At 66.3% G+C, this 11938-nt stretch carries 10 protein-coding genes; 2 read left to right on the top strand and 8 right to left on the bottom strand.

The annotated features are described in order from the left end of the window. Positions 1-4 precede the first annotated feature (4 nt). The 4 genes from GXK59_RS15270 to GXK59_RS15255 are packed head-to-tail and all read right to left on the bottom strand — an operon-like array spanning position 5 to position 4114. On the bottom strand, positions 5-1003 hold the full coding sequence (locus GXK59_RS15270; RefSeq protein ID WP_160668050.1) for a sugar phosphate isomerase/epimerase family protein: 999 nt from the start codon (positions 1001-1003) through the stop codon (positions 5-7). Position 1004: 1 nt separating this feature from the next. Further along, positions 1005-2240 (bottom strand): Gfo/Idh/MocA family protein, encoded by a 1236-nt coding sequence (locus tag GXK59_RS15265; protein WP_160668048.1) that lies wholly within the window; start codon positions 2238-2240, stop codon positions 1005-1007. 9 nt (positions 2241-2249) lie between these two features. Beyond that, positions 2250-3368, bottom strand: coding sequence for a Gfo/Idh/MocA family protein (locus GXK59_RS15260; protein ID WP_160668046.1), 1119 nt, complete (start codon positions 3366-3368; stop codon positions 2250-2252). After that, positions 3365-4114 carry a sugar phosphate isomerase/epimerase family protein gene (locus GXK59_RS15255; RefSeq protein ID WP_160668044.1) on the bottom strand — a complete coding sequence of 250 codons (750 nt, stop codon included), beginning with the start codon at positions 4112-4114 and terminating at the stop codon, positions 3365-3367. Before GXK59_RS15255 ends, GXK59_RS15260 begins: the two co-directional genes overlap by 4 nt. Before the next feature lie 256 nt (positions 4115-4370). Between GXK59_RS15255 and GXK59_RS15250 the strand changes: the two genes are divergently transcribed. Both GXK59_RS15250 and GXK59_RS15245 read left to right on the top strand, forming a co-directional pair. Continuing rightward, positions 4371-5579: an ROK family transcriptional regulator gene (locus tag GXK59_RS15250; protein ID WP_160668043.1), complete on the top strand. Its 1209-nt coding sequence runs from the start codon at positions 4371-4373 to the stop codon at positions 5577-5579. A 108-nt stretch (positions 5580-5687) separates the two neighbouring features. Next, positions 5688-6881: an MFS transporter gene (locus tag GXK59_RS15245; protein WP_160668041.1), complete on the top strand. Its 1194-nt coding sequence runs from the start codon at positions 5688-5690 to the stop codon at positions 6879-6881. Between the two features lies 1 nt (position 6882). Here the strand turns inward: GXK59_RS15245 and GXK59_RS15240 are convergent, their stop codons facing one another. From GXK59_RS15240 to aceB, 4 genes are all read right to left on the bottom strand, one after another. After that, positions 6883-7551 carry a hypothetical protein gene (locus tag GXK59_RS15240; protein ID WP_160668039.1) on the bottom strand — a complete coding sequence of 223 codons (669 nt, stop codon included), beginning with the start codon at positions 7549-7551 and terminating at the stop codon, positions 6883-6885. A gap of 89 nt (positions 7552-7640) precedes the next feature. Further along, positions 7641-8966, bottom strand: a complete 1326-nt coding sequence (locus GXK59_RS15235) for an O-antigen ligase family protein (RefSeq protein WP_160668037.1) — start codon at positions 8964-8966, stop codon at positions 7641-7643. 11 nt (positions 8967-8977) lie between these two features. Then, the gene (locus tag GXK59_RS15230) at positions 8978-9784 is read right to left on the bottom strand and encodes a hypothetical protein (RefSeq protein ID WP_160668035.1); all 807 of its coding nucleotides are present in this window, start codon (positions 9782-9784) and stop codon (positions 8978-8980) included. A gap of 450 nt (positions 9785-10234) precedes the next feature. Next, a complete protein-coding gene (aceB, locus tag GXK59_RS15225; RefSeq protein WP_160668033.1) occupies positions 10235-11899 on the bottom strand; it encodes a malate synthase A in 1665 nt (554 codons plus the stop codon). Between the last annotated feature and the right edge of the window lie 39 nt (positions 11900-11938).

Genomic DNA, 11938 nt, shown 5'->3' with positions numbered 1-11938 from the left:
TAATTTACTGCTGTTTGAACGCGGCGTCGAAGGAGGTGGTCGACGCCGGGAAGTCGAACCTTTTCAGCGCGGCGAGGGCCTCCGGGGCGCCGTGGAGGCGGTCCATGCCGGCGTCCTCCCATTCGATCGAGATGGGGCCGTCGTAGCCGATCGCGGTCAGGGCGCGGAAGGACGATTCCCAGGGCACGTCGCCGCGGCCGGCCGAGACGAAGTCCCAGCCCCGGCGCGGGTCGCCCCAGGGCAGGTGTGATCCCAGGACGGTGTTCCGGCCGGTGGGGCGCAGCTTCGTGTCCTTGCAGTCGACGTGGTAGATCCGGTCCTTGAAGTCCCAGATGAAGGAGACGGGGTCGATGCCCTGCCACATGAAGTGGGAGGGGTCCCAGTTCAGCCCGAAGGCTTCCCGGTGGCCGATGGCTTCGAGGGTGCGGACGGTGGTCCAGTAGTCGTAGGCGATCTCGGACGGGTGGACTTCGTGGGCGAAGCGGACGCCGCATTCGTCGAAGACGTCCAGGATGGGGTTCCAGCGGTCGGCGAAGTCCTGGTAGCCGGCGTCGATCACGGCGGCCGGGACGGGCGGGAACATCGCGACGTACTGCCAGATGGAGGAGCCGGTGAACCCGACCACGGTGTCCACTCCGAGGGCCTTGGCGAGCCGGGCGGTGTGCGTCATTTCCTCGGCGGCGCGCTGCCGGACGCCTTCGGGGTCGCCGTCGCCCCAGACCTTGGCCCCGACGATGGCCTCGTGGCGGAAGTCGATGGGGTCATCGCAGACGGCCTGGCCCTTGAGGTGGTTGGAGATGGCCCAGACCCTGAGGTTGTACTTCTGAAGCACCGCGAGTTTGGACTCGACGTAGCCGGGTTCGTCCCAGCGCCAGGCGTCCAGATGGTCGCCGGAGACGGCGATTTCCAGTCCGTCGAAACCCCAGCCGGACGCCAGGCGCGCGACCTCCTCGAACGGGAGGTCGGCCCATTGGCCGGTGAACAGGGTGTACGGGCGGGCCATGTCAGGCTCCTTCGGGGCAGGCGGTCGGTGCAGGGGTGGCGGCAACGGGGGTGCCGGCGAGTTGGATGATGGAGCTTCTGGCCGCCGCACTTTCCTCCACTGCGGCCAGAATACGCTGGACGGTGAGGCCGTCCTCGAACGACGGCGAGGGTTCGGTTCCGGTGTCGATCGCGACGAGGAAGTCGCGGATTTCGTGCGTGAACGTGTGTTCCCAGCCGATCACGTGGCCCTGCGGCCACCAGGCGGCGGAGTAGGGGTGAACGGGTTCGGTGACCAGGATGCGCCGGAAGCCCTGTTCCCGGACCGGGACGGTGGCATCCAGGAAGCCCAGCTCGTTGAGGTCCTCGAGGTCGAAAAGGATCGACCCTTTGTCCCCGTAGAGCTCCAGTTTGAGCGAGTTTTTCTGGCCGGTGGCAACCCGGGAGACCTCCACGGAGGCGACGGCCCCCGAAGCGAGCGAGAGCGTGGCCCAGGCGGCGTCGTCGACCGTCACCTCTTCAAGTCCGTTCCGGCCGGGGCGGTGCGAGGTGAAGGTGTGCAGCCGGCCGGAGACCTCGGTTACCTGGTCCCCGAGCAGGAACAGCACCTGGTCGATGGCGTGGGAGGCGATGTCGCCCAGCGCACCCGACCCGGCGGTTGCCTTGTCCAGCCGCCACGTCATGGGCGACTCCGGGTCCACGAGCCAGTCCTGCAGATACGCCGCCCGGACGTGCCGGATCGCCCCCAGCCGGCCCTCGCTGATCAGTTCCCGGGCCAGGGCCAGGGCCGGGATGCGCCGGTAGTTGAAGCCGATCATGGACTGGATGCCCTGGCTCCGGGCCAACTTCGCCGCCGCGGTCATCGACTCGGCTTCCGCTACGGTGTTGGCGAGCGGCTTCTCCACCAGCACGTGTTTGCCGGCGGCGAGGGCTGCGACCGCGATCTCCGCGTGCATAAAGCCCGGGGCGCAGATGTCCACGATCTGTATGTCGTCGCGGTCGATCACCGAGCGCCAGTCCGTGGAGGACTCCGCCCAGCCGTACTTGGCGGCGGCCTCGGCGACGCGGGCCGCGTCCCGTCCCACCAGGACACGCTGTTCGAAGGCCGGGACGTCGAAGTAGCTGGCCACATTGCGCCAGGCGTTCGAGTGGGCCTTGCCCATAAACGCGTAGCCGATCATGGCCACGCCCAGCGGCGATCCGGTGCCGGCTCGGGGCCCGGGCGGGGCGTGGTTGTCCGTGGATTTGTGGGCAGTCATGACGGGTTCCTAGAGGGTGGAAGCGGTGGGGTCCCAGTCCGCGGGGAGGGCTGCGGAGGCGGGGGCCGAGCTTTCGACGTCGATGAAGGTTCCGGATTCCATCGACTCCGAGATTGAGACCATGGTGTCCAGGACGTGGTAGGCGAGGGTGCCGGTGGCGCGGTGCGGAACCCCGGCGCGGATGGAGCGTGCCATGTCCAGCACGCCCATGCCGCGGCCCTGGCTCGGGCCGGTTGCCGGGATGACCGCCCACTCTTCGTCGCCGGCCCGCCAGAGGCGCACGTCGCCGTCGAAGTGGTTGGGATCGGGAAGGGAGATGGTGGCTTCGGTGCCGGTGATCTCGACAAATCCCATCCGCTGCCTGGGGGATTCAAAGCTGAACACGCTGTGGGAGGACTGGCCGTTCTCAAACTGCGCCATCGCGCTGACGTGGGTGGGAACCTCGACCGTGAATTCCTCGCCGGCTTTCGGCCCGGACCCAATAACCCGGACTTCCTTGGACTTGGAGCCAACGGCGGCCACCTTGCGGATGGAGCCGAAGGTCTGCACCAGGGCGGTGAGGTAGTACGGTCCCATGTCGAACAGAGGTCCGGCGCCGTACTGGAAGAGGAAGGCCGGGTTGGGGTGCCAGGACTCCGGGCCCGGGGTCTGGAACGTGGTCATCGCAGTCAGCGGGGTGCCGATGTCGCCGAGTTCAATCAACCGCCGCGCGGTCTGGAGACCCGCGCCGAGAAACGTGTCGGGGGCGCAGCCCAGCCGGATTCCGGCGGCGTCTGCCGCCTTGAGCAGACCGAGTCCGGAGTCGCGGTCCAGGGAGAACGGCTTTTCGGTCCAGACGTGTTTGCCCGCATTGACGGCGGCCGTAGCCACCTCCACATGGGCCGCGGGGATGGTCAGGTTGACGATGATTTCCACGTCGGGATGGTTCAGTGCCGCGTCCACCCCGCCTGATTCCGCGATGCCGTACTCCTTGGCGCGGGCGGCGGCGGCGTCCTCAAAGAGGTCGGCGACGACGTGGACCTTGAGGTCGGGGAAGGCCGTCAGGTTATCCAGGTACTGCTTGCTGATGTTTCCGGCGCCGATGACGGCGACCCCCACCGGGCCGCGGCGGGAAGCTGCGACGCTCATGCGCGGGTGCCTTCGCTGGGTCCAGCGTTCAGGTACGCGAGGCTCTCGGCGATGCCCTCGAAGATGTCTCCGGAGTAGTCGTCGAACTCCACGACGCCGACTTCCAGGGACTTGGCGGCGCCGATGACGTCCCAGACCGCGATCTTGCCCTGGCCCGCGGGCTGCTGGGCCTTGGTCTCCGTGGTGAGCGGGCCGTCCTTGATGTGGATGAACTTCACCCGGTCGCCGAGCTTGGTCAGGATGTCGACGGGGTCCTGGCCGCCCACGGCAACCCAGTAGGTGTCTACCTCAAGGACCAGTTCAGGGTCCAGCAGGGCGGCGAAGTACTCGAGTGCGGTCCGGCCCTCGATGGTGGACTCGAGCTCCCAAGCGTGGTTGTGGTAACCGACCCGGATGCCGCGCTCGGCGCCCTTTTTCGCGGCGGCATTGAGCTTGGCGGCGGTGGCCTGGATATCCCCGGCGGACTGCCAGTGCTCGGCCGGGAGGTACGGGTCGATCACCGTGGTGATGCCGAGTTCCTTGGCCGCGGCGAAGATTTCGTCCTGGTCCTGGCTGAGCAGTGCAGCGTGGCCGGACGGTGCGGTGAGGCCGGTCTCCTTCAGTGCCGCGCCCAGTTGCTTGGCCGTGCCCACGAAGTTGTAGGGCTCAACCTGGGTGAAGCCGATGTCGGCCACCTTCTTGAGGGTGCCCGGCAGGTCTTCCTGGATGGCGTGGCGAAGGGTGTACAGCTGGAGTGAGTAAGACATTGCGTTCCTTTGCGGGAGTCGTTGTGTTCTCAAGTGGGTGAGCGGCCCTGGCTGCCAGCCGGCCGCCGTCGGGGGCTGAAGGCCACCCCTTTGTATTCGCTGTCCTGCTGCTTCCCCGTGAGGCCGCAGCGCCCACTGCGCTGCCTCACACCCCCAAGCTAGGGCTACTTTTGTCGATGGTCAAGCAAAAGTTGCAGACCGTGTTCAATCTTTCGGAAGCATGACAGGCATAAGAACTTCGTGTTATCACTTACTCATGAACACGACCACCGGCACTGAGCCCGCCGCCCCCGCGGCCGCCAGCCTGTCCCGTGCCGGGGACCTGTTCCAGCTGCTGCGCGACGGCAAGGCCCGCACCCGGGCCGAACTGGCCCTCACCACCGGCCTGGCCCGGTCCACCGTCGCGTCCCGCATCGACGCGCTGATGCACTCCGGACTGGTCGGACCGGCGGGCGAGGCCAGCTCCACCGGCGGCAGGCCGCCGTCGCGCTTTGCCTTCAACCCCGCCGCCCGCGTTGTGCTGGCGGTCGACGTCGGAGCCACCCACATGATCATCGCCGTCACGGACCTGAGCGGAGCGGTGCTGGCGGAGCAGCGGCTGACCCAGGACGTCGCCGACGGCCCCGAGGCCGTGCTGGACCGGCTCGTGGCGGAAGGTGCCAAACTGCTTGGCCAGGCCAGCCGCGGCAGGAACGACCTCGCCGGCATCGGCATTGGGCTTCCCGGGCCGGTGGAGCACGCCACCGGCATGCCGGTGAAGCCGCCGATCATGCCCGGCTGGGACGGGTTCGACGTCGTCCGTCACGTCCAGCGCTCGCTGCCGGTTCCCGTGCTGGTGGACAACGACGTCAACATCATGTCTCTGGGGGAGCGGACCGCCTACTGGCCGGAACACGAGGACTTCCTCTTCATCAAGGTTGCCACCGGCATCGGGGCAGGCATCATCAGCAGCGGCCAGCTCCAGCGCGGCGCCAACGGCACCGCCGGCGACCTCGGCCACGTCCGGGTGCCCCGCGGCGACGAAGTGCTTTGCCGCTGCGGCAACTACGGCTGCCTTGAGGCGCTCGCCTCCGGCCCAGCCGTCGCGCACGGACTCACTCTCCAAGGCCTGCAGGCGGAGAACGGCGGCGACGTGCTGCGGCTCGTGGCCGAGGGAAACCGGCAGGCGATCCAGGCGCTCCGGCAGGCGGGCCGGGACCTGGGCGACGTGCTGGCCACCGTCGTGAACCTGCTCAACCCGTCCGTCATCGTGATCGGCGGAAGTCTGGGCCAGGCCGGCGAACACCTCATGGCGGGGGTCCGCGAGGTGGTCTATCGGCGGTCGCTGCCGCTGGCCACGACCCACCTGCGGATCGGCCTGTCGATGGCCGGGGACCAGGCCGCCATCCTGGGCGCCAGCCAGATGGTCACGCAGTACGTGCTCTCGCCCGCCGTGATCGAGGCAACCTTGCAGGCCGCCGGCTGACGCCGGGAAGGTGCGAGGGTGTCACAATCGCAGGGTCCGGTCCGGGCCCGTGATAGCAATGGGACTAATGAAAGCATATTTCTGCCCGCCGGCCGGGCCGCGGCACCCATGAGCTCCAACGTCCTCGCCAGGGTGCCACGCAGCTGGATGCTGCTGTCCGCCATCGGGCTCATCGCCCTGAACATGCGCGGTCCGTTCGTGGCCGTGGCGCCGGTGGTCGGCCCGATGCAGCAGGAACTCGGTTTCTCCCCGGTGGAACTGGGCCTCCTGACCGGCATCCCGGTGCTGTGCTTCGCCCTTGCTTCGCCGCTGGCCTCGCTGACCGGACGCAAACTCGGCGCGGAAGTCGCCATCACCCTCACCCTGCTGGGCGTGCTGCTGGGCGTCATGGTGCGCTCGGCGGGCAACGGCGCCACGGTCATGCTCGGGACGGTGATGCTCGGTATCGCCATCACGATCGGCAACATCGCCGTTCCGTTGATCATCCGGCGCGACTTCGCCCCGGCCCGGCAGGCCACGGCCATGGGCATCTACACCGCCGCCCTGAACATCGGCTCCTTCATCACCGCCATGGTGATGGCGCCGCTGGCCGAGCTGCTGGGGTGGCGGCTGGCCCTGGCCGCCTGCGGACTCTTTGCTGTCGCGGCGTTGGCTGCGTGGGTGCTCGCCTTTGGCAGCCGGGCGTTCCGCCCCGAACCCGTCCCCGCGCCGGGCCCCGCACGCGCCGGAATCAAGCCGGCGTCGCGCTGGATCACCGTCGGGCTGACCGCAGGGTTCGCCGGGCAGGCGTTCTCCTACTACGGGGTGACCGCCTGGCTGCCCAGCATCCTCGCGGATGAGCTGGGCATGACGGCCGCGGCGGCCGGCGCCGGGTCCTCGCTGTTCCAGATCCTCGCCATCGTGGGCGGCCTGGGCGTTCCGCTCGCGGCCCGTTTCGCCAGCACGACGGCGGTCGGCCTCACCTTGGGGCTGTTGTGGCTGACCGTCCCGGTGGGCTTGCTGCTGGCGCCGGAGCTGTGGTGGCTGTGGTCGTCGTTCGGCGGCGTCGCCCAGGGTGGCGGTATCACGCTGATTTTCATCGCCATCATCCGGCTGGCCCGGGACCAGGCCTCGGCGGGCCGGATGTCCGCCCTCGTGCAGGGGGTCGGCTACTCCTTCGGTGCCCTGGCACCGACCCTCCTGGGCTACGTGAACGGCGTCTCGGGAACCTGGACCGGCCCGCTGCTGATGGTGCTCGGCTCGGTGGCGATGTTCATCCTCGGCACCGCGCTTTCCCTTCGGCACGTCCCCAAGGCGCACTGAGCTACGTCACCGGGGGCGCGATTTGATCTTCCCTGTCCGGGCTGGACGTGGACGTGGGCATCCGGCGCTGAGTGCCGCCGGACGTCCTGGTCCGCGAGCCAGTCACTTTTTGCAGGCGCACGATGACCGGGTCCGCCGCGAGCGGTATTCCCACGGCCAAGCCGACTGTCAGAAAAGTGAGCGCCAATTCTGCTCTAGTATTCCGTACCCCGACATATGTTATGAAGGCCGTGGTTCGGTCCAGCTCTGTGGTTATCCGGAGCGGCGGACCGATGTCCCGTTCCTGCTGCGTCGCCTCGGCAAGCTCCGAAATGTGCTTCACTATTCGGTCGCGCTCAACGGCCACGTCGTCGGCGGACTCGCCGACAACCTCGACCGTTATCACCGCGCGGCTGTAGCTCACCTGCCATTGACTTCCTGAATTGGGGAGGTAGACGAGGTGGCCCGTACGGACGCCCGAACCGTAGAGCGGGGCCGAAGTACTCCGCGGACTTTCGTCACGGTCATCTGCATTGAAGCGATGGACCACGATCGACGCAAAGGGGACAACTTGAAGCGGGTCCGCCTGAAAGACGTTGCCTTCGATCGGCAATGGCGGCAGAAAGCGCACATCCGTTTTGGAGTAGTAAACGCCCGTTCCCGCGTGGGCAGCGATCAGGACCGGCAACATGAGGACCACTATGCCAAGGGCCAAGTACCAACGGCGGAAAATCGTGGTTCGACCACGCGCCACGCGGTGCCGTAGGTGATCGCGAAGTCTCATGGTTGCCCGTCCGTCACCGCGGCAGCCGTTCGCCGGATATTTGCATAGGCGCCGCACAGGCCGGCGACCAAAAAGAGCGTGCCGCAAGCCTGCGGAAAGCTAAAGGCGTCGAAGAAGGCGAAACTCAAGCTACCCGCCACCATTGAGGCGGCCAGGGTCAGTCCCATGGCATGCATCGGCTGTCCTTTGCCATGACGACGGGCGGAAATGGCCACAGCCACGGCTGACACGATGATGGCCAACAAACTGACGAGGCCGACGAGCCCGATTTCAATGCTGCTCGCCAAGTACTGGTTGTCCAGGATCCGATAGGTGGGCAGGAACGTCCCGAACCCACGCCCGAACCAAGGACTGACAAGCAGGAACGATAGTGCGTCGTCATAGCTGTCGGTCCGGGAGGCGACGCTCGAGTCACTGGCGGAGAACATTCCCACAACGGTGCCGGCCATCCCGGGAACGGCCACATACACTGTGACGGCACCCACTGCCATCACGAAGCCGGCAGCCCGCCTTACTGCGGGCGTCCACGACGGAATCAGGATCAGAAGAACGGCGGCCAAGGAAATGAAAGCTGACCTGCTGACCGACAACACCGCGGAAAGGGTTATTGCGGCGACCGGAAACCAGCGCAGGAAAGCAGACCGGGATCGATCGTAAATTGCGGCGGTCAGGCAAAACGGCAACATCATCGATAGCACGACAGCGTATTCCAAGGGGTGGGTGGCCGTCGCAGCCGCTCGCACGAACCCGCCTCTGTCCCCAATCCCGACATTCCCGGCCGCCGACAGACCAGGAATCTGCCACGTGTCCACAAGGCTCAATCCAGTAAAGAACTGTGCAAGGCCTAACCCGGCGTAGAGGCCGGCGAACAGGGTGAGTCTTCTCACGAGGACCATTAGACGGTCCTCGCGCGTGATCCCGTCATGTGCAACGAGCAAGATGCCAACCAGCGCTCCGACCTTGATAAGCCCCATGTCAGCGATGCTGATCTCCGACGACGGCAAGGCCACCAGGGCAGATTTCGAGTAGCTTGCCACGCACGCGCCGACGAAGATGAAGGCCGCGGCTCGAACCCACTGAATGCTTTGCGGCCCGGCCAGGGCGGGCCGCTGGATACGATGCCAGGCCCACCATAACAAGGCCACAATTGCCAGGAGATAGGCCGGTGAACCCGCACTGCCAAGCGCTTGGATTCCCCGGTCGGTGGGAACCACGAACAGCAAAATGGCAAACCATGTGATGACGCTGACCGCATCCGGGCCGTTGAGATTCCGGAATTTGGCTATGACCAACTCATGACGCCCCCGCGTTGGCGTGGCCATGGCAGCCACGTTTATTTGTTCGATGCCATGGTCGGGAATTCTACTTTCTTTTCAACCTGCGGGAGTGGGGCCGGACCTTCGGACGCCCCGTGCTCGGCCGGGACTGGTCGCCCGATTCGGAACCCTGACCTGGAGCTCCCGTCTTGTTGCGCCGTCGGGGGATTGTCCTCACGGGGCTGATCTTGCACCCCCATGTCCTGGCGTCGCCGCCGCTTGGTCCCTTTCCGGGAAGCGATGAAGCGGTCGAGCAGTCCGGTCACCAGCACAGTGATGCAAGCACCCAGAGCTACGACGGCCAACACGGCCCGGAGTTGGCTCTTCCGGTCAATGAGGGCCTCGTTCTCCCGGACAATCGTCATTGCCGTGATGCGGGATGAGGAGGGAACATTCAATTGGTCCTGCATGATCACAAGGTTCTGCGGTACCACTTTCAGCACGTCGTCGAGCACCTGGAGGCTGCTTTCCGGACTCTCGCTTTCCGATGTGATGATCATGATTGGCCCGGAGGACGCCAGGTCCTTCTCTGCAATGTAGCCAGTTCCGGCGTGACCTTTCACGATCTCTTCCTGAACGGAACCTGAGGCCAGCCTCACGCTGAGCACGCTGAGCGCTTGATCCAGACCGCCCAGGAACAGGTACGGATTTCCTCCCGGGGTGACCAGGGACGCTGGCGGAATGAGCACGACTCGCGCGGTCCCTTTGTAAGTTGGCGGTACAACAGAGGTCAACAACAGTGCGGCGCAAGCGGTCAGCAAGACGCCAACGACGACAAAGTACCAGCGTCGCAGCAAACCTCTGCCCAAATCACGCAGCAGCATCGGTACCTCTTGCTCCCACCGTGATGCAGGCTCGGACTGGTATTTTCGCCACTGGGTCGGACCTGAATTCCATTGCTTGCCTCCGTTGAGGTGCCGAGAGCCTGCCGAGCGGGCTGGTGCATTCACGTTGTCACATCGTAACCGTGGGCACCTTGGCGCAACAGTAGTCACAGTGAAGTCAAGTAGTCCGCGCCAAATGGCAGGTATTGCCACCAAGAAGGACCACTTCACCAGCGGGTCGCGGCCTGGCCCGCGGCCCGCCGAGGTCAGAATTAAGGCCCATGTTCACGGGGAACATGGGCCTTAACTGTCACCTCGACGCCATTGTCGAGCCCCTGAGGGGGTCTTCCGTCGCTGGGCTGCCGCCCCGGATCTCGGGGGTGCCTGTTGCGAAGGGCATGGCAGCCCAGCAGACGGAAATCTGTACCTTACTGAGGCCTTGAGCAGGCCCTAGGCGGGGACGAGCGCTGGATCCTCCGTGGGGAGGTCGCCGCCGTCGCGCGCTTCATGCAGGAACCGGTCGTACGCCGGAAGCGTCAGGAAGGCCGGGAACGACGGGGTCAGCGTGACTTCCTCGAAGATGTCCCGTGCATCGGCGAAGCGGTCGCCTTCGAAGCGTTCGAGCTTGGCGAACTCCTCGTCCAGCATGTCCTCGACCCATTCGCGGGTGATGACGTCGCCCGTGTCCGTGATGGCGCGGGAGAAAATCCACTGCCAGAGCTGCGAGCGGGAGATTTCCGCGGTGGCGGCGTCCTCCATCAGGTTGTGGATGGCGACGGCGCCGTTGCCGCGAAGCCAGGACTCGATGTAGCGGATGCCGACCTCGATGTTGTTCCGGATGCCCTGCTCGGTGATGGTGCCGGTGGTGGAGGCGATGTCGAGCAAAGCGCGGTCATCCGGGGTGACGTCCTCGCGGAGACGGTCCAGCTGGTTCGGGCGGTCGCCGAGGACGCCGTCGAACACTTCGCGGCACACCGGAACGAGGTCCGGGTGGGCCACCCAGGAGCCGTCGAAGCCGTCGCCCGCCTCACGGGTCTTGTCGGCGCCGACCTTTTCGACGGCGATCGCGTTGGCTTCGGCGTCCTTGCGGTTGGGGACAGCCGCGGCCATGCCGCCGATGGCCATGGCGCCGCGCTTGTGGCAGGCCCGGACCAGCTGTTCGGTGTAGGCGCGCATGAACGGCTGGGTCATGGTCACCTGGCTGCGGTCCGGCAGGACGAAGCGGGGGCCGCGGGTGCGGAAGTTCTTGATCAGCGAGAAGATGTAGTCCCAGCGGCCGGCGTTCAGGCCTGCGGCGTGGTCCTTGAGCTCGAAAAGGATCTCCTCCATTTCGAACGCGGCCGTGATGGTTTCGATCAGCACGGTGGCGCGGATGGTGCCCTGCGGGATGCCGAGCAGGTCCTGGGCGAGGACGAAGATGTCGTTCCACAGCCGGGCCTCGAGGTGGTTCTCGATCTTCGGCAGGTAGAAGTACGGGCCCTTGCCCTGGGCGATCAGGCGGCGGGCGTTGTGGAAGAAGTACAGGCCGAAGTCCACGATGCCGCCGGCGATCGGGGTGCCGTCAATGAGCATGTGCTTTTCCGGCAGGTGCCAGCCGCGGGGCCGGACCACAATCGTGGGCAGGTCCTCGGCGGCGCGGAGCTTGTACTCCTTGCCTTCGGGGGAGGTGAAGTCGATCCGGCGCTCCAGCGCGTCGGTGAGGTTGAGCTGGCCCTGGATGACGTTGCGCCACGACGGGGTGGAGGAGTCCTCCATGTCCGCGAGCCACACCTTGGCACCGGAGTTCAGCGCGTTGATGGTCATCTTCTTGTCCACCGGGCCGGTGATCTCGACGCGGCGGTCCTCCAGGCCCGGGGCCGGGGGAGCAACGCGCCAGTTCGGGTCATTGCGGACGGATTCGGTCTCGCGGAGGAACCGCGGGTCCTGGCCCTTGCCGATCTGCTGGCGGCGGTCGCGGCGGGCCTGCAACAGCTCCAGCCGCCGACCCGCAGTCGCCTTGTGCAGCTTGGCAACAAAGGCCAGCGCGTCCGGCGTCAGGACCTCGCTCTGCCGGCAAATCGGCTGTGCGGTCAACGTAACCCCGTTGATGGTGAAGTTGTCAGTGAAGCTGTTCATCTCAATCTCTCCTCGGAGAAGCAAATGTTCGACGGCGGT

It is taken from the genome of Pseudarthrobacter sp. ATCC 49987, from assembly GCF_009928425.1.
In the GTDB taxonomy this organism is placed as follows: Bacteria; Actinomycetota; Actinomycetes; order Actinomycetales; family Micrococcaceae; genus Arthrobacter.
The sequence above is the reverse complement of the archived record's forward strand: the minus strand, read 5'-3'. Positions and strand labels throughout refer to the sequence as shown.